Annotated in this window: 22 protein-coding genes and 2 riboswitches; of the genes, 12 read left to right on the top strand and 10 right to left on the bottom strand. The window is 68.9% G+C overall.

All coding sequences use genetic code 11. The features are described from left to right. Positions 1 to 31 precede the first annotated feature (31 nt). Complete coding sequence (locus AC3DEZ_RS15055) at positions 32 to 649, bottom strand: trimeric intracellular cation channel family protein (RefSeq protein WP_488388935.1); 618 nt, start codon at positions 647 to 649, stop codon at positions 32 to 34. 109 nt (positions 650 to 758) lie between these two features. Continuing rightward, positions 759 to 850, bottom strand: a riboswitch (glycine riboswitch). Positions 851 to 860: 10 nt separating this feature from the next. Further along, a riboswitch (glycine riboswitch) is annotated at positions 861 to 953 on the bottom strand. A 55-nt stretch (positions 954 to 1008) separates the two neighbouring features. Between AC3DEZ_RS15055 and AC3DEZ_RS15060 the strand changes: the two genes are divergently transcribed. Then, on the top strand, positions 1009 to 1530 hold the full coding sequence (locus tag AC3DEZ_RS15060) for a GNAT family N-acetyltransferase (RefSeq protein ID WP_488388936.1): 522 nt from the start codon (positions 1009 to 1011) through the stop codon (positions 1528 to 1530). Positions 1531 to 1593: 63 nt separating this feature from the next. Here AC3DEZ_RS15060 and scpC read toward each other — a convergent pair whose 3' ends face one another. Then, complete coding sequence (gene scpC, locus AC3DEZ_RS15065; RefSeq protein ID WP_488388937.1) at positions 1594 to 3108, bottom strand: succinyl-CoA:acetate CoA-transferase ScpC; 1515 nt, start codon at positions 3106 to 3108, stop codon at positions 1594 to 1596. Between the two features lie 127 nt (positions 3109 to 3235). Between scpC and AC3DEZ_RS15070 the strand changes: the two genes are divergently transcribed. From AC3DEZ_RS15070 to rarD, 5 genes are all read left to right on the top strand, one after another. Beyond that, complete coding sequence (locus AC3DEZ_RS15070) at positions 3236 to 5431, top strand: AsmA family protein (protein ID WP_488388938.1); 2196 nt, start codon at positions 3236 to 3238, stop codon at positions 5429 to 5431. Between the two features lie 410 nt (positions 5432 to 5841). Beyond that, positions 5842 to 6876: a lipoyl synthase gene (gene lipA, locus AC3DEZ_RS15075; RefSeq protein WP_488388939.1), complete on the top strand. Its 1035-nt coding sequence runs from the start codon at positions 5842 to 5844 to the stop codon at positions 6874 to 6876. A 188-nt stretch (positions 6877 to 7064) separates the two neighbouring features. Then, complete coding sequence (locus tag AC3DEZ_RS15080) at positions 7065 to 9257, top strand: carboxy terminal-processing peptidase (protein WP_488388940.1); 2193 nt, start codon at positions 7065 to 7067, stop codon at positions 9255 to 9257. Between the two features lie 278 nt (positions 9258 to 9535). Further along, positions 9536 to 10438 carry a drug/metabolite exporter YedA gene (yedA, locus tag AC3DEZ_RS15085; RefSeq protein ID WP_488388941.1) on the top strand — a complete coding sequence of 301 codons (903 nt, stop codon included), beginning with the start codon at positions 9536 to 9538 and terminating at the stop codon, positions 10436 to 10438. Beyond that, the gene (gene rarD / locus AC3DEZ_RS15090; RefSeq protein WP_447104571.1) at positions 10435 to 11352 is read left to right on the top strand and encodes an EamA family transporter RarD; all 918 of its coding nucleotides are present in this window, start codon (positions 10435 to 10437) and stop codon (positions 11350 to 11352) included. Before yedA ends, rarD begins: the two co-directional genes overlap by 4 nt. A gap of 10 nt (positions 11353 to 11362) precedes the next feature. Here the strand turns inward: rarD and AC3DEZ_RS15095 are convergent, their stop codons facing one another. The 4 genes from AC3DEZ_RS15095 to AC3DEZ_RS15110 all read right to left on the bottom strand — a co-directional run bounded on the left by AC3DEZ_RS15095 (position 11363) and on the right by AC3DEZ_RS15110 (position 15969). Then, positions 11363 to 12442 carry an alpha/beta hydrolase family protein gene (locus AC3DEZ_RS15095; RefSeq protein WP_488389006.1) on the bottom strand — a complete coding sequence of 360 codons (1080 nt, stop codon included), beginning with the start codon at positions 12440 to 12442 and terminating at the stop codon, positions 11363 to 11365. A gap of 224 nt (positions 12443 to 12666) precedes the next feature. After that, entirely contained in the window at positions 12667 to 13245 is a 579-nt protein-coding gene (locus AC3DEZ_RS15100) for a hypothetical protein (RefSeq protein WP_447104572.1), read from the bottom strand. A gap of 10 nt (positions 13246 to 13255) precedes the next feature. Further along, complete coding sequence (locus AC3DEZ_RS15105; protein ID WP_488388942.1) at positions 13256 to 15457, bottom strand: xanthine dehydrogenase family protein molybdopterin-binding subunit; 2202 nt, start codon at positions 15455 to 15457, stop codon at positions 13256 to 13258. Between the two features lie 56 nt (positions 15458 to 15513). Then, on the bottom strand, positions 15514 to 15969 hold the full coding sequence (locus AC3DEZ_RS15110; RefSeq protein WP_488388943.1) for a (2Fe-2S)-binding protein: 456 nt from the start codon (positions 15967 to 15969) through the stop codon (positions 15514 to 15516). Positions 15970 to 16060: 91 nt separating this feature from the next. Here AC3DEZ_RS15110 and AC3DEZ_RS15115 point away from each other — a divergent pair, with 91 nt between their 5' ends. Together AC3DEZ_RS15115 and AC3DEZ_RS15120 are read left to right on the top strand one after the other, a co-directional pair. Then, positions 16061 to 17026, top strand: coding sequence for an XdhC family protein (locus tag AC3DEZ_RS15115; RefSeq protein ID WP_488388944.1), 966 nt, complete (start codon positions 16061 to 16063; stop codon positions 17024 to 17026). Continuing rightward, positions 17023 to 17643 carry a nucleotidyltransferase family protein gene (locus AC3DEZ_RS15120; RefSeq protein WP_488388945.1) on the top strand — a complete coding sequence of 207 codons (621 nt, stop codon included), beginning with the start codon at positions 17023 to 17025 and terminating at the stop codon, positions 17641 to 17643. The genes AC3DEZ_RS15115 and AC3DEZ_RS15120 overlap by 4 nt, the downstream gene beginning before the upstream one ends. A gap of 69 nt (positions 17644 to 17712) precedes the next feature. Here AC3DEZ_RS15120 and AC3DEZ_RS15125 read toward each other — a convergent pair whose 3' ends face one another. The 4 genes from AC3DEZ_RS15125 to AC3DEZ_RS15140 form a co-directional block, all read right to left on the bottom strand. Continuing rightward, entirely contained in the window at positions 17713 to 19038 is a 1326-nt protein-coding gene (locus AC3DEZ_RS15125; RefSeq protein WP_488388946.1) for an ABC transporter permease, read from the bottom strand. A 10-nt stretch (positions 19039 to 19048) separates the two neighbouring features. Beyond that, complete coding sequence (locus AC3DEZ_RS15130; RefSeq protein WP_447104578.1) at positions 19049 to 20215, bottom strand: ABC transporter permease; 1167 nt, start codon at positions 20213 to 20215, stop codon at positions 19049 to 19051. A gap of 17 nt (positions 20216 to 20232) precedes the next feature. Continuing rightward, complete coding sequence (locus AC3DEZ_RS15135) at positions 20233 to 20922, bottom strand: ABC transporter ATP-binding protein (protein WP_295381646.1); 690 nt, start codon at positions 20920 to 20922, stop codon at positions 20233 to 20235. Between the two features lie 165 nt (positions 20923 to 21087). Then, a complete protein-coding gene (locus AC3DEZ_RS15140) occupies positions 21088 to 22338 on the bottom strand; it encodes an efflux RND transporter periplasmic adaptor subunit (protein ID WP_488388947.1) in 1251 nt (416 codons plus the stop codon). 247 nt (positions 22339 to 22585) lie between these two features. On the opposite strand from AC3DEZ_RS15140, the gene AC3DEZ_RS15145 reads away from it, so the two are divergent. From AC3DEZ_RS15145 to AC3DEZ_RS15160, 4 genes are read left to right on the top strand one after another with little or no spacing between them, the layout of a single operon-like run. After that, complete coding sequence (locus AC3DEZ_RS15145) at positions 22586 to 23503, top strand: ABC transporter ATP-binding protein (RefSeq protein ID WP_488388948.1); 918 nt, start codon at positions 22586 to 22588, stop codon at positions 23501 to 23503. Further along, positions 23503 to 24273, top strand: coding sequence for an ABC transporter permease (locus AC3DEZ_RS15150; protein ID WP_488388949.1), 771 nt, complete (start codon positions 23503 to 23505; stop codon positions 24271 to 24273). Before AC3DEZ_RS15145 ends, AC3DEZ_RS15150 begins: the two co-directional genes overlap by 1 nt. Before the next feature lie 33 nt (positions 24274 to 24306). After that, the gene (locus tag AC3DEZ_RS15155) at positions 24307 to 25455 is read left to right on the top strand and encodes a sensor histidine kinase (protein ID WP_488388950.1); all 1149 of its coding nucleotides are present in this window, start codon (positions 24307 to 24309) and stop codon (positions 25453 to 25455) included. Positions 25456 to 25503: 48 nt separating this feature from the next. After that, positions 25504 to 26106 (top strand): response regulator transcription factor, encoded by a 603-nt coding sequence (locus AC3DEZ_RS15160; protein ID WP_488388951.1) that lies wholly within the window; start codon positions 25504 to 25506, stop codon positions 26104 to 26106. The last annotated feature ends 35 nt before the right edge of the window (positions 26107 to 26141 follow it).

Here is a 26141-nt window from a genome sequence, read left to right on the forward strand (position 1 = left end):
GGCCGCTCCTGCGCGGCGCGAACCGCGTCGCCTAGTGAATTTCATCGCGGTAGACGAACTTCGGCACGTCCCAGTTGTAGCGGATCGCCATCAGCCGCAGCAGGAAGCCACCGCCCAGGCAGCCCAGCGTGGCGGTGGATTCGTTCACCCCGGCGTGCAACAGGATCAGATAGGCCCCGCCGGTCAGCAAAGACACGCTGGCATACAGTTCCTTCTGGAACACCAGCGGGATCTCATTGCACAGCACGTCACGCAGCACGCCGCCGAAGGTGCCGGTGAGCATGCCGGCGATCACCACGATGATCGGTGCATGCCCGGCCTCGCGCGCGATCGCGCAGCCGATCAAGGTGAAGGCGACCAGGCCCAACGCATCCAGCCACAGGAACGCCTGGCGCAGATGGTGCATCCAGCGTGCGACGAAGGTGGCGACGATGGCCGCGCCGATGGTGTAGCCCAGGTACTCGGGGTGCTTCACCCAGCCCAGCGGGTAGTGGCCCAGCACGATGTCGCGCAGCGAACCGCCGCCGAGCGCGGTGACCGAGGCGATGATGACGACGCCGAACAGATCCATCCGCCGGCGGCCGGCGGACAGCGCGCCGGTCATGGCTTCGGCGGTGATGGCGATGAGGTAGATCAGGGAGAGCAGCATGGAAAGGTTCCGGCGGGAGGTGGCGGGAGCCGGCACGACGTGCGCGCACGCGGTCCACGCGCGCAGGCGCGTGGGCTGGAACGCTCAGTTCATGACCGGAATCCGGTGCCGCTCCCGCTGTCCTTTTGCCTGAGAGTTCGGCGGCGTGGGCCGCTTGCCCCTTCGGCGGGTCATCGAAGACCTCTCTCCAGATCGGCGTTAGTGGACGCAGTGGATGGTTGCTGACGGCAACCGGGCCTGAGCGATTATGGGAGCCTGCGCCTTCGGCGGGAGCCGTGCGGCTCCGCTCTCCTGCGTCCGGGGCGCACTTTAGCAGAGCCGGATGTGAAAATGCCGGCTCCGTTTGCCCACCCGTCGCCATGATCGCCTACGCACTGCGCTCCGAAACCCCCGTCGACCCGCCCGCCATCCGCCTTCTGATCACGGAGGCGTTCACGGGCGCCGAACACGCCAGCGGCACCGAGGCGGCGATCGTCGATGCCTTGCGCGCGCGCGGCGAACTGACCTTGTCGCTGCTGGCGGAACAGGAGGGTCGGGTGATCGGCCACGTGGCGTTCTCGCCGGTGGGCATCGCAGACGGCGCTTCGGGCTGGTATGGCCTGGGACCGGTGGCGGTGGCGCCGGACAGGCAGGGCGCCGGCGTGGGCGCCGCGCTCATCGAGGCCGGCCTGGCCCGGCTGCGCCAGGCCGGCGCTAGTGGCTGTGTGGTGCTGGGCGATCCCGGTTACTACGCGCGCTTCGGCTTCGCGAACGATGCCGACCTGCGTTACGAAGGCGCGCCGGCCGAGTACTTCATGGCGCTGACCTTCGACGGCAGCTGGCCGCGGGGCGCGGTGGCGTACAGCGTGGCGTTCGACGCGACGGAAACCGCGCGGGACTGATTCCCTCGACAACGATGATTTTGCCTCCCCCTTCGAAGAAGGGGGACCGAGGGGAATTTTCCCTCAGGCCTTCATGCTGCCCGTCTCCAGCCATCGCTGGTGCCATGACAGCGCTTCGGGTAACAGGTGCGGGGTGTGGCGGCCATAGCTGGCGTGCAGGGCGCGCTCGTAATAGTCGGTGAGCTGGTCGCGGTAGTCCGGATGCGCGCACTGCGCGATCAGCACGCGCGCGCGCTGCTTGGGCGAGAGTCCCCGCAGATCCGCCAGGCCCTGCTCGGTGACGATGATCGAGACATCGTGCTCGGTGTGGTCCACGTGGCTGACCATCGGCACCAGCGAGGAAATGCCGCCGCCCTTGGCGGTGCTGGGGCTGAGGAAGATCGACAGGTAGCCGTTGCGGGCGAAGTCGCCGGAACCGCCGATGCCGTTCTGGATGCGCGAGCCCATGATGTGGGTGGAATTGACGTTCCCGTACAGGTCCGCTTCCACCATCCCGTTCATGCAGATGCAGCCGAGCCGGCGCACCAGTTCCGGATGGTTGGAAATCTCCTGCGTGCGCATGACGATGCGATCGCGGTAGAAACCGATGTTCTGCTTGAACACCTCGTTCGCTTCGGGGCTCAGCGCGAAGCCGGTGCACGAGGCGCTGCGCAGGACGCCGTCGCGCAGCATGTCCAGCATGCCGTCCTGGATGACTTCGGTGAATGCGGTCAGATCGCGGAAGCCGCTGGCCGACAGGCCGGCCAGCACGGCGTTGGGAATGTTGCCAACGCCGGATTGCAGCGGGAGCAGGTTGGGTGGCAGCCGGCCCTGCTTCACCTCGTGTTGCAGGAACTCGATGAGATGCGCGGCGATCCGCTCGCTGGTCGCGTCGGCCGGGTTGAACGGGCTGTTCCGATCCGGGCCATGCGTACGCACCACCGCGACGATCTTGTCCGGGTCGCAGCGCAGCGCGGTGTCGCCGATGCGATCGTCCGGATGGATCAGCGGAATCGGCTTGCGGTGCGGTGGCAACGCGGTGCCGTAGTAGATGTCATGCATGCCGTCCAGGCCTTCGGGCTGCCAGTCATTGACCTCCACGATCACCTTGCGGGCCAGGTCCAGCCAGGTCTTGTTGTTGCCCAGTGATGTGGATGGCACCAGCGCGCCGTCCTCGCGGATGGCCGAGACCTCCACCACCGCGGTATCGACCGCCCCGTAGAAACCGAACCAGGTGTGCTGGGCGACATGACTCAGGTGGGCATCGATGTATTCCAGCGTGCCGGCGTTGATGCGCTGGCGCGTGTCCGGATCGCTCTGGAACGGCAGGCGCAGGGCGATGCCGTCGACCTTGGCCAGCGCGCCGTCCAGTTCCGGCGCGGTCGACGCGCCGGTCAGCAGGCGGATCTGGAAACCGCGTCCTTCCGCGTGCCAGCGATCGATCCGGCTCGCCAGCGCCAGCGGCACCTCCTTGGGATAGCCCGACCCGGTGAATCCGCTCATGGCCACGGTCTCGCCGGGCTGGATGTGCGCGGCGGCGGCTTCGGCGGAGACAACGAGCCCGCGCAGGCGCGGATGGCGGATACGGTCGCTGGACATGCGGGGAGCGGAACCAGAAAGCGGAAAGCGCGCATTATCGCCCGCGGGCCCGGTCAGGGGGCCAGGACCATCGGGGAATACACGGCGTGCGATGTTCCGTGCCCGGGCGTTCGGGCATGCTGTGCGCATGAACAGGACGTCGAATCACGGGAATGCTTCCCGCGGAAACGCCGCGCGCCGCTGGTCGCTGCGGCTGGCCCTGGCCCTGCTGGCGATGTATGCGCTGTACCTGGCCGCGGCCAATCTGTGGATCAACACCGCCTGGGGCGAGCGCACGCTCAACCGCAAGCCGGAGAAGTTCCAGATGCATTGGGCGGGCGGCCACAGCTGGTGGCCGGGCCAGGTCAGCCTGCGCGAGGTGAAGTTGCAGGGGCAGGTGCGACGCATCGCCTGGCAGGCGCAGGCCCGCGCGGTGCGGGGCGAGATCGCGCTGTGGCCGCTGCTGCGGCGGGAACTGCATGTGCCGGTGGTGCAGGCCGACGGCGTGACCGGCGGCGTCCATCGCGCGGAACAGGAGTTGCCGGTGCCGCCACCCGCCGACGGCGGTTGGGTGCTGCGTTTCGACCGCATCGCCAGCGACAGCGTGACCCGCGGCGAGTTCGATGGACTGCGGCTGGAAGGTCAAGGCAGCGCGAGCGTCGGCTTCGTCAAGCAACTGCGGGGCGGGCCGATGGAGCTGCTGCCTTCGCAGGCGGGTTTCCACAAGGCGCGGCTGGTGCGCGACGGCGAGGAAGTGCTGCGCGACGCGGAACTGGAGGCCACCTTCGCGATCGCGAAGCACCGGCGCGAGGAAGCCCCCGGCGTGCGCAAACTGTTCAGGACCGATGCGCGGCTGAAGCTGCGTGGCACCACGAGTGGCCTGGACGTGACGCCGGTGCCGGGTGGCGTCACCCTGGCGCTGGTGCCCGGGCGCGGCCAGGCCAACATCGATCTCGGATTTTCCCGGGGCGTGCTCACGCCCGGCAGCCGCCTGCAATGGAGCATGCCGGTGGGTGGCCACGACGCCGCGGGCGCGAGCCGCGCCGATGCGCTGGGCATCGCGCTGGCGGTGGGCCAACGCGATATCGCCTTGCGGGTGAAGGCGCCGCCGCTGGCCGGGGGACGGATGTCGGTGGACGCCGATCTGCGCCTGCGCGGGCGTGAAATCCCGCTGGGCGATTTCCCTTCCCTGCTGCCACGTGCCTCCGGGCATGTGATCGGGCGTTGGCGCTTCTCCTCGCTGCACTGGATCACCAGTCTGTTTCCGCAGACGCCGTGGCTGCGCCTGGATGGCGCCGGCGACGTGGATGCCGACGTGCAGGTGGTGAACGGAGAACTGGCGGCCGGCAGCCGCATCGGCGTGCCGGAGGTGGACGCGGTCGCCGATGTGATGGGCAACCGCATCCGCGGCCGCGCCCACGCCGACATCCGCCTCGACGCCGGCCCCAAAGGCGAACTGGTGCCGCGCCTGCAGGCGGTGATGGAGCAATTCCACGTCGCTTCCGTGCGCGCGCCCGAGCGTCCCTATGTGCAGGGCCGCAACCTGCGCCTGTTTCTCGATGCCGATGGCCAACTGCAGGATTTGCGCAATACCGTGCGCGGACGGGTGGTGTTCGACAACGCCAACGTGCCGGATCTGCGCGTCTACAACCCGTACCTGCCGCGCCGGCAGATGCGCTTCGACGGCGGCGCCGGTTTTCTCAGCGGCGATCTGTCGCTGGATACGGCCGGTGATGTCGGCCACGGTCGCCTGCGCATCACCGGGCGCAACGCGCGGATGCACCTGGCCGGGATCGATCTGCGCGGCGATGTGGACATCGGCCTGGCGCTGCGCCGCGCGGATCTGAGGCGGCGCGCGTTCGTCGCCGACGGCAGCACCGTGCAGTTCCGCAATCTGGGCTTCCGCGAACCCGGCGGCGACGCGCGCAGCGGCTGGTGGGCGAAGCTTCGGCTGGATCGCGCGCGCCTGGACGTGGACCGCCCGCTCAGCGCCGGCGGCAGCGCGGCGGTGCAGATGAAGGACGTTGGCTTCCTGCTGGCGCTGTTCTCCCGCCAGAAGGACTACCCCAAATGGGTCTACCGGCTGGTCGACGCCGGCCAGGCCCGGGCCGACGGCCGGGTGCAGTGGCGCGACGACGTGCTGGTGCTGGACCGGGTGAAGGCTAGCAACGACCGTTTCGACCTGCAGGCCCGGCTGCGCCTGCAGGGACAGCGCCGCAACGGCCAGCTGTACGCGCGCTGGGGCGTGCTGAGCGCGGGGCTGGAATTGCAGGACAATGCCCGTCGCTGGCACCTGGCGAAGGCCCGGGAGTGGTATCAGGGCCAGCCGGATCTGCTGCGTTGAAGCCGTTTTGCGCAGCTGAACGGTTTGGCCCCTATTCAGGTTTCAGGCGCGTGAACCGTGAAAGCGGTTACAGGATCGCAGCCGAAATTGGTCTGGCATCGGTAACATTCAAGCGGCACAAGGCTTTTGGCGAAAAGCGGGTTCCACGCCCAAATGTACTGTCCGGTTCTGTTTTGCAGTGCAGCGTGCAAGCCCGGTAACCGCTCCTTCACGATGGCCCCGCATCCCGACGTGGGGGAGGGAGCAAGCCCGCAACTGGCCTAGCCATTGCGGGCTTTTTTTATGCTTGGGATTTGGGATTTGGGATTTGGGATTCGGGATTGGGGATTCGCAAGGGCGAGTGTCCTTGTGACGCTGGATTCCGGTGGGGGCGGCTGTTGGTGGGGTGGGGGAGGCGTAGAATTCACGCCATGAACGAGTCCTCCCCGCGCCAGATTCCCCTCCAGGTCGTTTCCACCGCCCCCGCCACTGCCTCCGCCCCGCTGGAAACGGGCGTCAAGCAATTGGGTGGCGACAAGATTTCGCGTTCGCCGGTGCAGTTCGCCGATGCGCCCGTGCTGCGCAAGCCCTCCTGGATCCGCGTGCGCATCCCCAGCGACGGTTCGGTCGCGCGGCTGAAAGCCAAATTGCGCGAGAACCGCCTGGTCACGGTGTGCGAGGAGGCCAGCTGCCCGAACATCCACGAGTGCTTCGGCCATGGCACCGCTACCTTCATGATCCTCGGCGAGGTCTGCACCCGGCGCTGCTCGTTCTGCGACGTCGCCCACGGCCGGCCCAAGCCGCCGGACGCCTCCGAGCCGCTCAGCCTGGCCCACACCGTCGCCGACATGGGCCTGAAGTACGTGGTGGTCACCAGCGTCGATCGCGATGATCTGCGCGACGGCGGCGCCCAGCATTTCGTCGACTGCATCGCCGCCATCCGCGAACATTCGCCCGGCACCCGGATCGAGGTCCTGACCCCGGACTTCCGCGGCAAGGGCCGGATGGACCGGGCGCTGGAAATCCTGGCGGTGAATCCGCCGGACGTGTTCAACCACAACATCGAGACCGTGCCGGACCTGTATCCCAATGTCCGCCCGGGCGCCGACTACCAGTGGTCGCTGACCCTGCTGCAGAAGTTCAAGCAGCAGCATCCGGAGCTGCCCACCAAGTCCGGCATCATGCTGGGCCTGGGCGAGACGATGGAGCAGGTGAAGGCAACCCTGCGCGATCTGCGCGCGCACGACGTGGAGATGGTCACCATCGGCCAATACCTGCAGCCCACCGCGCACCATCACCCGGTGATGCGCTACTGGACGCCGGAAGAATTCAAGGAACTGGAGCTCTACGGCAACGAACTGGGCTTCAGCCACGTTGCCTCCGGCCCGCTGGTGCGCTCGTCCTACCACGCCGACCGCCAGGCCGCCGAGGCCGCGGCCAGCGCCCGCAACACGGCTGCCGGCTGAACCGTTGGCGGCCGACGGACGGCCAGCCGAAACAGGTTCACTTTTCTCTACGGACGCGGGGTTAGGGTCTCTCCGGCAGGCCCTTCCGCCTGCCGAAAGACAGGGATGACAAGCGCCGCAACTTTGGGCACTGTCTGACTGTCAGATTCCCCGCCGTTCCAGCAAGGCCACCTGGCCGCGAGTACCCGATGAAAGTGAAGAAAGTCCCCGCCGTCCTCCTGCTGTCCCTGGCGCTGGCGTCGCCGCTGGCGCTGCTGGCGCGCGGCGATGGCGACAACCGCGTCGCGCTGCCGACCGCGCCCACCGCGGATCAGGCCACCACCTCCAAACTGGTCTACGGCCTGCTGTCGGACAGCCGTTACGCCTACCGCCCGCGCGCGCTGGACGAGACGCTGTCGGCCGACATCTTCAAGCGCTATCTGGAAGCGCTGGACGGCGGCAAGCAGTTCTTCACCGCCGCCGACGTGGCCAAGTTCGCGCCCTACCAGGCGCGGATGGGCGATGCGATCCGCAGCGGCGAGCTGGATCCGGCTTACGACGTCTTCACCATCTACCGTCAGCGCGTGCAGCAGCGCGTGGCCTATGCGCGCTCGCTGCTCAAGCAGGATTTCGACTTCAGCGGCAACCAGCGGTGGGAATACGACCGCAAGGACGCGCCGTGGGCCGCGAGCACCCAGGAGCTGGACGCGATCTGGAAGAAGTCGGTGATGAACGACTGGCTGCGTCTCAAGCTGGCCGGCAAGAAGCCCGAGGACATCCGCAAGACCCTGGACAAGCGCTACGCCAACCTGCAGCGCACGGTCGACGAATTCAAGAGCGAGGACGTGTTCCAGGCGTTCCTCAACAGCTATACCAGCGCGATCGATCCGCACACCGATTACTTCACCCCGCGCACCGCCGAGAACTTCAACCAGTCGATGTCGCTGTCGCTGGAAGGCATCGGCGCGGTGCTGCAGCGGCAGGACGATCTGGTGGCGATCCGCGAGATCGTCCCCGGCGGTCCGGCGGATCTGAGCGGCAAGCTCAAGGTCGGCGATCGCATCGTCGCGGTCGGCCAGGGCAAGTCCGGCCAGATGACCGACGTGATCGGCTGGCGCATCGACGACGTCGTCGCCCAGATCCGCGGCAAGAAGGACACCCAGGTCCGCATCGAATACATCCCGGTCGAATCCGGCATCGACGGCAAGCACGCCCAGGTCACCATCACCCGCCAGAAGGTCAAGCTGGAGGAGCAGGCGGCCAAGGCCGAGACCATCACCCTGCCGGCCGCCAGCGGCGAGCCGCAGCGGCGCATCGGCGTGATCAAGCTGCCGGCGTTCTATCAGGATTTCGAGGGCCGTCGCCGCAATCCGAATGACTTCACCTCGGCCACCCGCGACATCGCCAAGCTGCTGGCGCAGTTCAAGACCCAGAACCTCGATGGCGTGGTGATGGACCTGCGCGGCAACGGCGGTGGTTCGCTGGACGAGGCGGTCGAATTGACCGGGCTGTTCATCGACAAGGGTCCGGTGGTGCAGGTGCGCGAATCCGGCGGTCGCGTGACCGTCAACAGCGATCGCAAGCCGGGCGTCGCCTGGGACGGTCCGCTGGCGGTGCTGATCAACCGCGGTTCGGCTTCGGCTTCGGAAATCTTCGCCGGCGCCATCCAGGATTACGGTCGCGGCCTGGTGATCGGCGAGACCAGCTTCGGCAAGGGCACCGTGCAGAACATGGTCGATCTGGATCGCTGGCCGGCCAACGAGACCGCGCGCTTCGGCCAGGTCAAGCTGACCATCGCCCAGTTCTTCCGCGTGGCCGGCGGCAGCACCCAGCACAAGGGCGTGGTGCCTGATCTCGCCTTCCCGGTGAGCGTGGACGCCAGCGAGTACGGCGAGAGCACCTACGACAACGCGCTGCCGTGGACCCGCATCGCCGCCGTGCCGCACACCCAGTACGGCAACTTCGCGCCGCTGCTGCCGAAGCTGGAAGCCCTGCATGCCTCCCGCGTCGCCAGGGACAAGGAGTTCCAGTGGTGGACCGAGGACGTGGCGACGTTCCGCGCCGAGGCGGCCAAGAAATACGTCTCGCTCAACGAGGCCGAGCGCCGCGCCGAGCGCGACAAGCAGGACACCCTGCGCAAGACCCGCCAGGCCGAGCGCAAGGCGCTGGGGCTGACCCTGGATCCGTTGGCGGATGATCTGGCCGACGACGGCCTGGGCGCGAGCGAGCGCGACATCGTCAAGGACGCCGCCCGGGAGAAGCTGGTCGACAAGCGTCCGGATCCGCTGCTGCGTGAATCGGCCGCGATCCTCGGCGACGCCATCGGCGTGTTGAACCAGGACCGCAAGCTGTCGGCGCAGGTGCTGCCGGAATCCACCGGTCCGGGGCGCTGGGCCGACTGAGTCGGACGTGGCTCCGGAGAGATGGAAAAGCGCGGCCTCCGGGCCGCGTTTTTTTGTTGGGGTGGCCTCTGTGTGGTGGATGATGCCGGGTTCTTTCGGGGTAAAAGCCGAAGGGGGGCGGACGGGCTGCGGTCGCGACTTGCGTCGCTCCTGCAAAGGCGGGGCAAGGAGACTTGAGCCAGATGCAAGGCGGACCGTGAAACCTTTCAATGGAGGTGTCACGCCGTGGCCCTCGGCGCTGTCCTAGAATAAGCCTCAATACGCTTGGCGCTTCCCCCATGAACTCCTCCACTTCCAGCACCGCCGCGCCCGCGCGCGGCGGCGTCGCCGTCGTCGTCGCACTGGCCCTGGTCTATGTCGTCTGGGGCTCCACCTATCTCGGTATCCGCCTGGCCCTGGAAGGCGGCTATCCGCCGCTGCTGATGGCCGGTGGCCGCTTCATCGTCGCCGGCACGCTGATGTACGCGGTGCTGCGCTGGCGCGGTTATGCCGCGCCAACCCGCGCGCAATGGAAGAACCTGGCCTTCATGGCGCTGGCGCTGCTGCTGTTCGGCAACGGCTTCGTGTGCGTGGCCGAGCAGACCGTGTCTTCCGGCCTGGCGGCGGTCGCGGTGGCGTCGATGCCGTTGTGGATGGGCCTGTTCGGCGCGATGCGCGGACAGCATCCCAGCCGCGCCGAATGGGCGGGCATCGTGATCGGCTTCCTCGGCGTGGTCTGGCTCAACTCCGGCAGCGCGCTGACCGCCAGCCCGAAGGGCCTGATCATGCTGCTGATCGCGCCGATCGCCTGGGCCTACGGTTCGGTGTGGAGCCGTGGCCGTGATCTGCCGTCGCCGTTCATGTCGGCGGCCGCGCAGATGATCTGCGGCGGCGTGATCATGCTGGTGGTGGGCGCGCTGATCGGCGAACGCTTCACCCGGTGGCCGACCCTGCAGGGCACGCTGGCGGTGGGCTACCTGGCGCTGTTCGGTTCCATCGTCGCCTTCAGCGCCTATGTCTGGTTGCTGCACAACGTGCGGCCGGCGGTGGCCGGCAGCTATGCCTACATCAATCCGGTGATCGCGGTGGCGCTGGGCGCGTGGATCGCCCACGAGAGTTTCAGCGCGCATGACCTGGGCGCGATGGTGATGATCCTGCTCGGCGTGGTGGTGATCACCCTGGCGAAGGCGAAGCGCGCATGAGCCACGCCGCCATCGATCGCAAGGGGCTGGTGATCACCACCCTGACCTTCGTGCTGTGGGGCGTGGTGCCGCTGTACTGGCACCTGCTCAAGGTCGTGCCCTCGTTCCAGATCATCGCCCACCGGATCGTCTGGAGCGCGCTGCTGGTGGTGGGCTGGCTGGTGCTGAAGAACGGCCTGGGCTGGGTGCGCGCCGTCCGCGCCCAGCCGCGCGCGTTCGCCGCGCTGGGATTGAGCAGCCTGCTGATTGCGTTCAACTGGGGCCTGTACATCTGGGCGGTCAATGCCGGCCATGTGGTCGAGACCAGTCTGGGTTACTTCATCAATCCGCTGCTCAACGTGCTGCTGGGCGTGATGGTGCTGCGCGAACGGCTGAGCCGTCCGCAATGGATCGCGGTCGGCTTCGCCCTGGCCGGGGTGGCCTGGCTGACCTGGCAGGCCGGTTCGCCGCCATGGATCGCGTTGGGGCTGGCCTTGTCGTTCGGCATGTACGGCCTGGTGCGCAAGTTGGTGGCGGTCGACGCGGTGGCCGGACTGGGCGTGGAAAGCCTGTACCTGTTCCTGCCGGCGCTGGCGTTCGTCGTCTGGGGCGAGAACGGCCACGGCGGCGGTTTCCTGCAGGGCTGGGGGTGGAAGATCGATCTGCTGTTGATCTTCGGCGGCGTGGTCACCGCCATTCCGCTGATCGGATTCGCCTATGGCGTGCGCCGGATTCCGCTGACGGTGGTGGGCCTGCTGCAATACGTGGCGCCGAGCATCCAGTTCCTGATCGGCGTGTTCGTGTTCCGCGAACCCTTCGGCGCCGCGCAGGCGTTCGGCTTCGCCGCCATCTGGACCGGTCTGCTGATTTTCGCCGCCGATGGTCTGTGGCGTTCGCGTCAGCGACCGGTGGTACCGGCGACGGTCACCGAATAAGGCGTCGCGCTCAGGCGCGACCGGGAGGCAGCGGTTGCGGGCAGGCCGGCGTCGCCGTCGGCGTGCGGTTGAACCAGTCGATCACGGTCGGCGCCAACCTGTCCAGCCGCATCGGCAGGCTCAGGTGATCCTCGCCGGGAATTTCCAGGTAACGCGCGCGCTTGGACGCGGCCGCGAGCAGCCGGCCATGCGCGACGGGAATGTGCTGGTCGGCGTCACCGTGGATCAGCAGCACGCAGGCTGGCGCCAGCGCCAGCGCCGCGCCGACGTCGACCTTGTCCAGGTCCAGACCGAGCTTGCGATCGGCCTGGGCGATGGCCACGTTGAGGCTGTCACCGCTGTAGCGCCAGCGCGCCAGCGGCAGCGCGAGGCGATCGCGCCAGTTGGATGCCGGCCGTGTGAGCATGTGCGGCACCATGTCGCGGATCGCGCCGCCGGCGTTGTCGAAGGATTCCATCGCCACCACGCCGCCGGCCTGCACGCCGAGATCGCGCGCGGTGAAGATGGCGGTGGCCGCGCCATAGGACACGCCCATCACGTGCAGCGGACCGGTGACTTCGCCGCGCTCGCGCAGCGCGCGCAACATCGCCACGATGTCCTCGCCTTCGCGGGTACCGTAACCGGACAGTGCGTTGCCGGAGCGACCGTGGTTGCGCAGATCCACGCTGATGGTGCGGTAGCCGGCCTGGGCCAGTTCCAGCGCCCACGGCAGCAGCGAGCCGCCGTCCATCATCCAGCCATGCAGCAGAACGACGGTGCCGCGCGGCGTCCGCGTGGACGGCTTCGCCGACGCGCTGAAGTCGAGCTGGAAATCCATCCGGTTGTCGGCGGTGCCGCCGGCATAACGGTAGCGCAGGCCATAGTCGCCCGGGTCCAGCGCGCGCCAGTACAGCGGCACGCCATTGACCGGCACGAAGCCTTCCCGATGCGGCAGGCGCGCGAACATCGCCTCGATGCGATCGCGCGGCAGCAGCGGCGAGACACCGCCGGGCGCGGCCAGGCGTTCGCCCAGCGAGAGGGCGGGCAGATGGGCAGTGGTGAAGCCGACCAGCGACAGGCAGACGCAGGCCAGCGCGATCAGGCGCAGCAGCATGGCGATCATCGGGGGGAGGGACAGCGGTCGCGCACCTTACCGGCGGCGGGGCCGTCGCTGCTATCGCAGAACGATGACAGAAAGATGACGGTTAAGCCGGGATTTGCCTGGCGCGTGGGGTGCCAGCCCGGAAATGGCGCACCGCCGGGAGGGCGCGGTGCGCGGGTTCGTGCGAAGAGCAGCGAGGCACGCCCGGCTCCACGAGGCCTGCGAATCCGCCGCTATGGCGACGGGCAGGGTGCGCCGGCGTCGGCCCAGGTCTTGAAGGCGGCGACGAACCGGTCGTGCGGAACCGGCACCGGGACGCGGTTCCCGCCGGGATTCCAGCCCCACAGCACCAGTTTGTCCTCGGAGACGTGCTTGATCAGCGCGGGCATGTCGCGATCGCCGTTGCGCTTGCGGTCCTGGATCATCGCGCACAACTCGTGGGCCGGCAGGCCGATCCAGGCCATCTTGTGATCCGGCGGCGGCAGTTGCCAGTGCGGTGCGCCCGGCGGCGCGTGCGCGCTGTAGCCGGCAGGCGGATTGGCTTCGCCATGGCAAGTGGAGCAGGGCTGGCCGGGCGCTCCCTTGCCTTCGGGGCCGCGCACCACGTTCATCATGTGCGGGGTCTGGCTGTCGAACTGCAGCGGCTGATCGCCGGGAATGTGGCAGTTGCTGCAACGCGGATGCTGGAACACCTGCTCGACGGTGGCGAAGGATTGCAGCGCCTGCGCCTTCTGTTCGGCGCTGATGCGCGGACCACAGGCGGCCAGCGACAGCGACAGCGCGGCGATGAGGAAAAGGGCGGCGGCACGCATCGTCGGATCCTCAGGCGGGCTTGGCCGCGGGGGCCAGGGAGAAGGGAAGATCGCGCAGGCGCTGGCCGGTGAGCGCGAACACCGCGTTGGCGACCGCGGGTGCGATCGGCGGCGTGCCGGGTTCGCCGACGCCGCCCATCTTGTCCGTGCTGGGCACGATGTGCACTTCGACCACCGGCATTTCCGGCAGCCGCAGCACCGGATAGTCGTGATAGTTGGATTGCTCCACCTCGCCATCCTTGAAGGTGATGCGCCCGTGCAGCGCGGCGCCCAGGCCGAACGCCAGTCCGCTCTCCAGCTGCGCCTTGACGTTGTCCGGGTTCACCGCCAGTCCGCAGTCGATCGCGCAGACCACGCGATGCACCTTGATGACGCCGTCATCGACCGACACTTCCGCCGCGTGCGCGACGTAGCTGCCGAACGACTCGTGCACCGCGATGCCGTGGCCGCGTCCCTTCGCCGCCGGTTTGCCCCAGCCGAATTTTTCCGCCGCCAGATTCAGCGCGGCCAGGTGGCGCTGATGGTCTTTCAGCAGGCGCCGACGGTATTCCAGCGGATCCTGTCCGGCCGCGTGCGCCAGTTCGTCGACCAGGCTTTCCATCACGAAACCGTTGTAGCTGTGCCCCACCGATCGCCACCACAGCACCGGGATGCCGGTCTTGGGTGAATGCAGATCCACCCGGTGCGCGGGCGTGCCGAGCACGTACGGCGAGTCGGCCACGCCTTCCACCGAGGTCGCATCGATGCCGTTCTTCACCGTGAACGGCTCGAACGGCGTGCCGGCGGTGATCGACTGGCCGACCATCACCTGCTGCCAGGCGACCGGCGTGCCGTCCGCGGCCAGACCCACCTTGGCGCGCTGCACGTAGGCCGGGCGGTAGTAGCCGCCACGCACGTCGTCCTCGCGCGGCCACACCGTCTTGACCGGCGCCTTGGCGGCCTTGGCCACTTCCACCGCTTCGGACACGAAATCCGACACCGGCGTCGCGCGCCGGCCGAAGCCGCCGCCGAGGAAGGTGGTGTGGATGCGGATCTGCTCCGGCTTCAGGCCGGTGATGCGCGCGGCGACCTGCTGATCGACGGTCTGGAACTGGGTGCCGGTCCAGATGTCGCAACCGTCGGCGGCGATCTTCACCGTGCAGTTCAGCGGTTCCATCGGCGCATGCGCCAGATAGGGCACGCTGTATTCGACTTCCACCACCTTGGCCGCCTGCGCCATCGCCGCGGCCGCGTCGCCCGCCTGCACCGCCACCGGGCCGGACGTGCGCGCCTGCGCGGCGAACTGTTCGCGCAGGCGCGCGCTGTCCAGATCCGCGTGCGGGCCTCGATCCCATTCCACCTTCAGCGCGTTGCGACCCTGCAATGCGGCCCAGTAGTGATCGGCGATCACCGCCACGCCGCTGGGCACCTGCACCACGTCGCGCACGCCCGGCACCGCCTTGGCGGCGGTGGCGTCGAACGCTTTCACCGCGCCACCGAACACCGGCGCGCGCGCGACCACCGCGGTGAGCAGACCGTCGAACTGCACGTCCATGCCGAAGATCGCGCGACCGGTGATTTTCTCCGGCGTATCCAGGCGCTTGGCGCCCTTGCCGATCAGCTTCCAGTCCTTGGGATCCTTGAGCGTGAGCGTCTTCGGATCCGGCGCTTTCAACTGCCCGGCCGCGTCGGCCAGTTCGCCATAGCGCAGGCGCTGGTCGCCATGCACCACCGCGCCGTTGTCGGTCTTCAGTTCCGCCACCGGCACGCCCAGGCGCGTGGCTGCGGCCTGCAGCAGCAACGCGCGCGCGGTGGCGCCGGCCATGCGGTAGCGGTCGAACTCGGACCAGGTACTGGTCGAGCCGCCGGTCATCTGCATGCCGAACGCGGTATGCGCGTAGGCCGGCGCGGCGGGCGCGTGCTCGACCTTCATCTTCGTCCAGTCCGCATCCAGCTCTTCGGCGATCAGCATCGGCAACGTGGTCCAGATGCCCTGGCCCATTTCCGAATGCGACAGCAGCACGGTGATGCTGTCGTCGGCGGCGATGCGCAGGAAGGCATTGGGCGCGAACGGCGCCACCGCGACCGGCGCGGCGGCGTTCTGGGCCAGCGCGAAGCGGCCGGCGGCAGGCACCACGAAGCCGATGACCAGGCCACCACCGAGGACGGCACCGGCCTTGAGGAACTGGCGGCGGGAAGAGGATGCGACGGAATCCGCAGGCTTGGCGTCCACGAACGTTCTCCGATCGGATGCCAGGCCTTCGTGGCCCGGCGCGGGGGAAAGAGGAATCAGGCCTTGCCCAGCTGCGCGGCGCGATGCACCGCCGCGCGGATGCGCGGGTAGGTGCCGCAGCGGCAGAGGTTGCCCGCCAGCGCCTGGTCGATATCCTGATCGCTGGGGCTGGGCACCGCGGACAGCAACGCGGCGGCGGTCATGATCTGGCCGGACTGGCAGTAGCCGCACTGCACCACGTCCAGCTCCGCCCACGCCTGCTGTACGGGATGGCGTCCGTCGGATGACAGGCCTTCGATGGTGGTGATTTTCCTGCCGGCCACCGCGGATACCGGAGTGACGCAGGCGCGCAGCGGCGTGCCGTCGATGTGCACGGTGCAGGCGCCGCATTGGGCGATGCCGCAACCGAACTTGGTGCCGGTGAGTTTCATCAGGTCCCGCAGGACCCAGAGCAGCGGCATGTCGGGCGGTGCTTCGACGTCGTGCTCGGAACCATTCACATGCAGCTTCATGTTCGTTCCCTGGCGTCGGCGGGGGAGTTGGCACATTACGCCCGCGGATGCGACATTGCCAAGCCGTCCGGCGACCTTTTTTCGGAGGCCCATGTCCAGCCAGCGCAAGGTGTTGGAAGCCGCCCTGCGGGCCCTGGCGACCGGCGACGCCGGCGCGGGACTGGCAGTGGTCGTGGACACCGAGGGATCGACCTATGTGCACGCCGGCGCGATGGCCCTGTTCAGTACGCGCGATGGCCAGACCGGCTGGTTGAGCGGCGGCTGCCTGGAGCCGGACATCCAGCGCCGCGCGCTGGCCGCGGCGGAAGCGGGCGCGCTGGACTGGATGGACATCGACACCCGCGACGACGAGGACCTGTTGTCCGGTTCCGCGGTCGGTTGCCGCGGACGCCTGCACCTGGCGTTGCTGCCGCTGGCGAAGCTGGAGGGGCTGGCGGCGCAGCTGGAAGCGTGGCGACTGGGCGGCGACGCCCTGCATTGGTCGGTCGCCGCCGACGGCGACCTGCGCGTGCGCCTGGACGGGAGCTCCGCGCAATGGCGATTGCCGGTCATGCCGCGGGCCGAGGCGCCGCGACAGGCCGGCTATGCGCTGGCGATACGCGCCGCGCCCCGGGTGCTGATCTGCGGCGCCGGACCGGAGACGCCGCTGCTGGTGCCCTGGCTGCGCGAACTGGGCTGGCGGGTCACCGTGGCCGAGCGGCGCGCCCGCTGGCAGGCCGCGGCGGCGCTGGCCGATCACGCCTGGGACGTGTCGCCCACCGAGGCAGCCGCGCGCGCCGCCGGCCATGACGCCGCGCTGGTGATGCACCACCACTTCGAACTGGATCGCGAAGCACTGGCGGCGCTGGCCGACACCGGACTGCCCTTCATCGGCCTGCTCGGACCGGGCCGCCGCCGTGACGATCTGTTCAAGGTGCTGCCGGCGGAAACGCGCGAACGCCTGCGCCATCGCCTGCGTTCGCCGATCGGCCTGCGCCTGGGCGGGCAGGGACCGGAAGCGATCGCGCTGAGCATCGCCGCGCAGTTGCAGGCGGTGCTGGCGGCCGAACCGGCATGATGCCGGCGCACGACGCGGTGGTGCTGGCGGCCGGCGGCAGCCACCGGCTCGGCCAGCCCAAGCAACTGCTCACCCGCGATGGCGAGACGCTGGTGCGTCGCTGCGTCAGGCTGGCGCTGGAAACCGCGCCGCGCCGGTTGCTCGTGATCGTCGGCGGACACGCCGAGGCGGTGACCGCGGCGGTGCGCGATCTGCCGGTGGACATCCTGCCCAATCCCGCGTGGGAAGAGGGACTGGCGAGCAGCCTGCGCCTGGCCGCGGCGACGCTTGTGTCCGGACGCGCGGACGCATCGTCCGCCTGCCTGTTGCTGGCCTGCGATCAGCCCGCGCTGGAAGCGGCGCATCTGGATGCGTTGCGCGAAGGTTTCGTCGCCCGTGGCTGCGCGGCCACACGCCACGGCGATGGCCGCGGCGTCCCCGCCCGGGTGCCGGCGGATCTGCTGGCGCAGGCGGTATCGCTGCAAGGCGATCGCGGTCTGCGCGGCCTGCTCGCGGCGCGCGCACCCGAATGCATCGCCCTGCTCGACGCACCGGAACTGACGCACGATATCGATACGCCGGAGGATCTGCGCGAAGCATGCCGCCGAGGCTGGATCGATCCGGCACCGGATTGCTGATCCAAGTCTTCCGGAAAATAAAAACGGCCGGCATGCGCCGGCCGCTTTTCCTTCACGCATCGCGGATGATCAGGCCGCGCGCAGTGCCTCGGTCACCGGCAGTTGCGCGGCGCGCAGGGCCGGGAACAGGCCGCCGACGAAACCGATCGCCAGCGCCCACTTGATGCCTGTCCACAGCACCTCCGGCGAGACTTTGAACTCGAAGGTCAGCTGGCCGACGCCGCCGGCGATCGTGGAGGCGGTGAAGCCGTTGAAGATCAGCCAGGCCAGCACGCCGCCCAGCAGGCCACCCAGCAATGCCAGCAGCATCGTTTCCAGCATCACCGCGACCACCACCGGCACGCCGCGGAAACCGATCGCGCGCAGCGTGGCGATTTCACGGGCGCGCGTGGCGACGGTGGCGAACATGGTATTGAGCGCGCCGAACACCGCGCCGATGGCCATGATGCCGCCGACCACCATGCCGATGATCCGGATCACCTTGGTCATGCCCTCCGACTGCTTGCTGAAGTAGTCCAGCGTGGTGCTGGCGTCCACGTCCAGGCGCGGATCCTTGGACAGCGTCTCCTTGAAGCCCTTGAACGCGTCGGCGCTGACCAGCTTGGCGGTCACCGAGGTGCGCGAACTGCCGCGGCGATAGGTGGTGGCCACCACTTCCGCATCGCCCCACAGCTCCGAGTCCATCGCATCGCCGGAGTGGAAGATGCCGACCACGTCCCAGGTCTGGTTGCCGAGCCGGATCTGCTTGCCCGGCTCCAGTCCGGAGAATTGGCGTTGCGCGCCGCTGCCGGCGACCAGTTCGCGACGACCGGTGGAGAACTTGCGGCCCGCGGTGATCTTCACGTTCGGACGCACCGTCCAGGCGGCTTCGCCGACACCACGCAGCTGCACGCTGCCGTCCTCGTCGGGCAGCCCGCCCTTGATCGGCAGGTTGGCCGCGACCACCAGTTCCGGCGAGACCAGCGCGCGTCCCTGCGCGTCGCGGGCGATGCCCGGCGCCTGGCTGATGACGTTGACGCTGTCGTGCATCAGCGTGGACATGACCTCCGCCGCCGAGGCGCCGCGCAGGACGATCGCGCTGTCCTCGCCACCGCTCTTGCGCAGGGTCTCGCGGTAGCCCTCGGCCATCGCCAGCAGCGCGACCAGCACCGCGACCACGCCGGCGATGCCGATCACGATCACCGAGGAGGAACCGATGCGCTGGCCGAGCGTGCTCAGCCCCACCTGGGTGACCGAGCCGGTCTGGCGACCACGCCGGGTGAAGAACATCCAGGCCAGGAAGATCACCACCAGTCCGAGCAGGAACGGCCACGGCAGGGCCAGCCATGCGCCGATGCCGACGATGACCAGCAGGAACAGGCCCAGACCGCGCAGGAATGATTTGAGAATACCCATGTGTGTGCTCCTATCGGCCGGTCAGGGCGTCGACGATGTTCAGGCGCATCGCCCGCAGCGCGGGCAGCGCACCCACCAGCAGGCCGATGGCGAGCATCAGGCCCAGCCCCATCGCCCAGCTCCGCGCGCCCACCGGCGGCATGTTGATCACTCCGCCGCTGCCGGCGGACAGCACCGGACCCAGCAACGCGGCCAGGCCCAGGCCCAGCACACCGCCGATCAGCACCAGCAGCACCGATTCGGCCAGCACCAGCCCCAGCACGCTGCCGTTGCTGAAGCCCAGGGTCTTGAGCACGGCCAGTTCCGGGATGCGCTCGCGCACCGCCTGCGCCATGGTGTTGCCGGTCAGCAGCAGCAGGGTGAAGAACACCGCGCCCATGATCGAACCCACGATCAGGCCGATGTCCGCCATCTGCTTCATCCACGAGGCGGTCGCCGCCGCTTCGGTCTGGGTCTTGGTTTCATGGTCGGAGTTGGCCGACAGCGAATCGATGGCCTTGGCCACGCGATCGGCCTGGTTGACGTCGCCCACGCCGCTCACGTACCAGCCGACCGAGCCGCGGTTGTAGGGCGAGGATTCGTCGAAGTACTTCCAGTGCATCAGCAGCATCTGGTCGTACCAGCCACCGGCGGCCTTGTCCTTGGGCTTCATCACGCCGACGATGTCGAACGACCAGTTCTTGCTGCCGTCGCGGTTGGGGAAGATGGTCGACAGCAGCGGAATCTTCTGCCCGACCTTCCAGCCGAAGCGCTTCATCAGCCCCTCGCCGACCAGGATGCCGGTGCGGGTCTGGGCGAAGGCCTGGCGCTGGGCCGGGTCCACTTCGATTTCCGGATACAGGTCCAGGTAGTTCGGCGCCACCGCGAAACTGAAAATCTGGTTGCGCGCGTCCTGGTAGGCGCCGCCGAACCAGTTGGCGTAGGTGACGGCGGTGACGCCGTCGGTGCGCGCGATGCGGTCGTTGAGCGACAGCGGCAGGGTGTCGATGAACGACAGCCGCGAGCCGGTCTGCAGGCGCTTGGCGCCCTGCGCGCTCTGCCCGGCCTGGTCGAAGCTCTCGCGCACGCCGTTGAGCATGCCGAACAGCAGGAACGCGGCCAGGATCGAGACCAGGGTGAGGATGGTGCGCGTCTTGCGGCGGAACAGTTCCGCCCAGATCAGATGGAGATATTTCATGGCAGACGCTCCCGCGCTCAGGCGTGTTGCACTTGTTCGACCAGGGTTCCCTTGTCCAGATGCAGCGTGTGCGACGCGTACTCGGCTGCCTTGGGATCGTGGGTCACCATCACGATGGTCTTGCCGTGTTCGCGGTTGAGCGTCTGCAGCAGACCCAGGATTTCCTCGGCGGACTGGCGATCCAGGTCACCGGTCGGTTCGTCGCAGATCAGCAGGGTGGGATCGGACACGATCGCCCGCGCGATCGCCACGCGCTGCTGCTGGCCACCGGACAACTCGTTCGGACGGTGCGACTTGCGCTCGGCCAGGCCGACCAGCTGCAGGGCGATTTCCGCGTTGCGCTTGCGCTGGGCGGCGCCGAGCTTGGTCAGCAGCAGCGGCAGCTCCACGTTCTTCTGCGCGGTGAGCATCGGCATCAGGTTGTAGAACTGGAACACGAAGCCGACGTGGTGGCTGCGCCATTGCGACAGTTGCCCGGCGCTGAGCCGGTTGATGTGCTCGCCATCGATCTCGATGTCGCCCGAGGTCGGCGAATCCAGCCCGCCGATCAGGTTGAGCAGGGTGGTCTTGCCGGAGCCGGACGGGCCCATCAGGGCGACGAAGTCGCCGCGGCCGATGTCCAGATCCAGGCCGTGCAGCACATGCACCTTCTCCGGACCGCGTTGGTAGGTCTTGGTGAGATTGCGGATCGAAACCAGGGACGACATGGCAACTCCTCGATGGCCGGGCGGTCCCGGCGTGGTGGTGGGATTTCCTCCGCCGGCACCACGGCGCGTGCCGCCGGCGGTCCCGACAGGTGTACGACGAACGGGGAGACCCGGATTCGACCGGGTCCGCGCGTCCGCGATGGTGCCGCGGCGCGGCTGGCGGGATTATTCGCCGGCCGTGCGCACGCGTCCGCCGTCCTTCAGTTCGGCGGGCGGATCCAGTACGACGTTCTCGCCAGCCGCCAGTCCGGAACGGACCTGGCGGTCGTTGCCCATCAGCATGCCGACCTGGAGCGCGCGCTGTTCGGCGCGCTGCTCGCCGCCGACCACGAAGGCGACCTGCTGGCCGCCGCGCTCGGTGATGGCGGCGGCCGGCACCCGCACGCCCTGCGGCTGCGGCGCGGCGTCCCTGGCCGGCTGCGCGGTCTCCAGGAAGCTCACGTTCACGCCCATGTCCGGCACGATGCGCGGGTCCTTGAGCTTGATCGCGATGCGCACCTTCACCGTGGCCTTGCCGCGATCGGCGGTCGGGATGATGGCGATGACCTCGGCCGGAATCTTCCAGTCGGGGTAGGCGTTGAGGGTGGCTTCCACCGGCATCTTCGGCTGCACGCGGCCGATGAAGGCCTCGCCCACGTCCACTTCCACTTCCAGCGAGTCCATGTCGACGATTGTGCCGATGCCGGTGCGGGTGAAGCCGCCGCCGGCCGACAGCGGCGAAACGATTTCGCCGGGCTGCGCGGCCTTGGCGATCACCACGCCGGAGAACGGCGCGCGCACCACGGTGTTGTCCTTGCCGATGTCGGCGATGCGCAGGCGATCGGCGGCGGCGCGCTGGTTGCGCTGCGAGGTCAGCGCCTCGGCGCGCAGGGCGTCCCGTTCGGCCACGGCCTGGTCGTATTGCGAGCGTGCGACCAACTGCTGCTGGGTCAGCTGCGACAGCCGGCGCACGTTGGCCTCGGCTTCCTTCAGCCGCGCCTGCACGCCGGCGCCCTGGCTGCGGGCGGCCTGCAGCTGGCTCTCGGCCAGCGCGCGCTCGGCTTCGGCGTCGATCGGCTCCAGCCGCGCCAGCACCTGGCCTTCCTCGACCCGCATGCCTTCCTCGATCAGCACTTCCTGGACCTTGCCGGTGACCTTGGCCGACACCGTCGCCATGCGCCGCGCGACCACGTAGCCGGTCGCGTCCAGTACCGAGGCCGAACTCCCGCCGCCGGCATTGCCGATCGCGGTCGCCGCGACGGTCTTCACCTCGATGCCCTTGTCGCGTCCGAACGCGAACCAGCCGCCCACCGCCAGCAGCACCACCAGCACGATCACGCCCAGCCCGATCCACAGCCCGCGGCGCGACGGGGGTTCCGGCGGCGCGGCCTTGCGATCGATGCGGAGTTCCTTCAGCAGATCAGCGGAATTGTTCATCGCTTGTCCAGACGGGGCGAGGGCGGGAAGTGTGACCGGCTAGGTTAACCCGGCCCAGTTGCCGGAAGTCATCTGTTTGCCGGCGGCATCGGCCCGCGCCCAGGGGCGGGGAGGGCACAGGATGCCCGGTGCGCGCCGCGCGACCAAGTGACAGCTGTCATCCGCTGCGCATGAACACCGCCACTGCCGCGCCCGGTGGCGGCGGCCTAGATTGGTCTCCACCATCGAAGCCGCGGAAGTTCTTCACATGGAGATCCAGACATCGCAGCACGAGCCGGCCCGGCTGCGGGGCGTGCACAAGCGCTACGGCGCGGTGACCGCCCTGGCCGGACTGGATCTGACCCTGGCGCCGGGACGCCTGCTGGCGCTGCTGGGGCCCAACGGCGCTGGCAAGACCACCGCCATCGCGATCCTGCTGGGCCTGCAACAGCCCGACGGCGGCGAAGCCCGCCTGTTCGGCCTGGCGCCCGGCGCGATGGCGGTGCGCCGGCGGATCGGGGTGATGCTGCAGAGCGCCGGCATTCCGGAAACGCTCAAGGTGCGCGAACTGCTGGACCTCACCCGCAGCTACTATCCGGCCCCGCGCAGCGTCGCCGACTGCGTGGCGATGGCCGGCCTGGATGGCCTGCTCGAACGCCGCTACGGCCAACTGTCCGGCGGACAGCAGCGACGCGTGCAGTTCGCGCTGGCGATCTGCGGCCGCCCGCGGCTGCTGTTCCTCGACGAACCGACCACCGGTCTGGACATCGAAGCGCGCCAGACGCTGTGGAAGGCGATCCGCGAACTGGTCGCGGACGGCTGCGCGGTGTTGCTGACCACCCACTATCTGGAGGAAGCCGAGGCACTGGCCGATCGCGTCACCGTGATCGATGGCGGGCGCGTGGTCGCCGAGGGCAGCGTGGCCGAGGTACGCGCGCGGGTCGCGCAGCGGCGCATCCACTGCCTGAGCGCGTTGCAGGCGGAGGTCGTCGCCGCCTGGCCGCAGGTGCGCAGCGCCCGGCGCGAAGGCGAACGGCTGGAGATCGTCGCCGATCTCGCCGAGCCGGTGGTGCGCCGGCTGCTGGCCGAGGACGCCACGCTGGCCGAACTGGAAGTGGCCCGCGCCGGCCTGGCCGAAGCCTTCATCAGCCTCACCCGACAAGCCCGTGAACAGGAGGCCGCCTGATGGACACCGCGATCACCGGTGCGCGCGGCACGCCGCTGCGCGCCTATCTGCTGGAAGCCCGCTACGAATTCCTGCGCCTGCTGCGCACACCTTCGTTCTCCCTGCCCACGTTGCTGTTCCCCGCGCTGTTCTACCTGTTGTTCGGCGTGCTGCTGGGATCCCGGCATGGCGGTGACGTGGCGGCGCGCTACTTCCTGGCGACCTACGGGGTGTTCGGGGTGATGGGCGTGGCGCTGTTCGGCTTCGGCGTCAGCGTGGCGATGGATCGCGAACAAGGGCTGCTGGCGCTCAAGCGCGCGCTGCCGATGCCGCCGGCCGCCTATCTGCTGGCCAAGACCGCCATGGCGATGATCTTCGCCGCCGCCGTGTCGGTCCTGCTGTCGCTGATCGCCCTCGGCCTGGCCGGGGTCACGCTGTCGCCATGGCAATGGGGCGCGCTGTGGCTGATCAATGTGCTGGGGGTGTTGCCGTTCGCCGCGATCGGCCTTTGGCTGGGCTGCATCGTGGGCGGGCAGGGCGCGCCGGCGGTGATCAATCTGGTGTACCTGCCGATGGCCTTCCTGTCCGGCCTGTGGGTGCCGCTGAGCATGTTGCCGGCCGCGCTGTCGTCGCTGGCGCAGCTGTGGCCGGCGTATCATCTGGCCCAGATCGCGCTGCGGGTGGTCGGCGGGGACGCGGGCCAGCCGCTGGTCCTGCATCTGGCCATCCTGGTGATCGTCACCGTCGTCTTCGGCCTGCTGGCCTTGCGGCGGCTGGCGCGTCCCGCCTGAGTGCCGGTTCCGCTTCGGAGAATCCGCGTGTTCATGTACTTCCCGCCCGTATCCGAGAACTCGCTGGCGAACCTGCATGAGCGGCGCAGTGAACTGCGCGGGCGCGGCACGGCGCGCTGGTTCCCGCTGCTGATGCTGATCTGGTCCATCTGGATCTTCGTCACCCCGATGTCCAATCAGGCGTCGTTCCCGAACTGGCTGTGGCCGACCCTGGCCAGCTACGCGGTGTTCCTGGTGCTGTTCCATGGCGCCTACTACCGCGATCGCCGCTACATGCTGTTCAATGCGCTGGGCATGGCCGCGCTGGGCTACGCGCTGACACCGTTCAATCCCGGTGCGCAGAGCTACATGATCTATGCCTGCGCCTTCGTGGCGTTCAGTGGACCCGCCCGCCACGCGGTGACCTGGATGCTGATCCTGCTGGCGATCTATTCCATCGAATGGATCGCGCTGGGCTGGCCGCTGATCTACCTGGCCAGCACGCTCATGGTCGGGTTCGCGGTGGGGCTGATGAACATCAGTTTCGCGCGCAAGGCCCAGGCCGACGCCGCGCTCATGCTCAGCCACGAGGAAGTGCGCCGGCTGGCGGCGATGGCCGAGCGCGAGCGCATCGGCCGGGATCTGCATGATCTGCTCGGACATACGCTCTCGCTGGTGGCGCTGAAGTCGGATCTCGCGGGCAAGTTGCTGGATCGGGACCTGGTGGCGGCACGGCGCGAAATCGACGAAGTCAGCCGGGTCGCCCGCGACGCGCTGGCGCAGGTGCGCAGCGCGGTCACCGGCATCCGCGCGGCCGGGCTGGCCGCCGAACTGGCCTCGGCGCGGCTGCTGCTCGAATCCGACGGCGTGACGATGATCTGTCCGGCCGAGATTCCGCCGCTGTCACCGGAACAGGAAACCGTGCTGGCGCTGACCGCGCGCGAAGCCGTGACCAACCTGCAGCGGCACGCCCGCGCCAGCACCGCGCGGGTGGAACTGGAGACGGCCGCCGGCCGCCTGCTGCTGCGCATCGAGGACAACGGCCGCGGCGGCGCCATCGTGCCCGGCAACGGATTGAGCGGCATGCGCGAACGGCTGGAAGTGCTCGGCGGCAGCCTGCGCATCGATGCCCGCCCCGGGCGCGGCACGGTGCTGGAAGCCAGTCTGCCGGCCGGGCCGCCGGCGCTGCCCGCGCAGACCTGAGGACGCCCGCATGCCGCACGCACCGCATCACCCGGAATCGCCACGCGCATGATCCGGGTGTTGCTGGCCGAGGATCAGGCGATGGTGCGCGGTGCGTTGACGGCGTTGCTGAATCTGGAGACGGACATCGAGGTCGTCGGCGCCGCCGCCGATGGCGAATCGGCGTGGCGCGAACTGCAGCGGCTGCGCCCGGACCTGCTGGTCACGGACATCGAAATGCCGGGCCTGACCGGGCTCGAACTGGCCCAGCGCATCCATCGCCACGAATGGCCCACGCGGGTGGTGATCGTCACCACCTTCGCCCGTGCCGGTTACCTGCGCCGGGCGCTGGACGCGGGTGTGTCGGGCTACCTGCTCAAGGATGCGCCGGCCGATCAACTGGCCGCCGCGCTGCGCAAGGTTCACGCGGGCGGCCGCGCCATCGATCCCCAGCTGGCGCTGGAAGCCTGGAACGAAGCCGACCCGCTCAACGATCGCGAGCGCCAGGTGCTGCGGCTGGCCGGCGAGGGCCTGTCGGCCGGCGACATCGCGCGCCAGCTCAATCTCTCGCAGGGCACCGTGCGCAATTATCTGTCCGAGGCGATCGGCAAGCTCGGCGTCAGCAACCGCATCGAAGCCTACCGGCTGGCGCGCCAGCGCGGCCTGCTGTAACTGTTCGTGGTGGCCGCCCGCGTGTAATCGCGGCT

The organism is Pseudoxanthomonas sp. 134C1 (assembly GCF_057773065.1).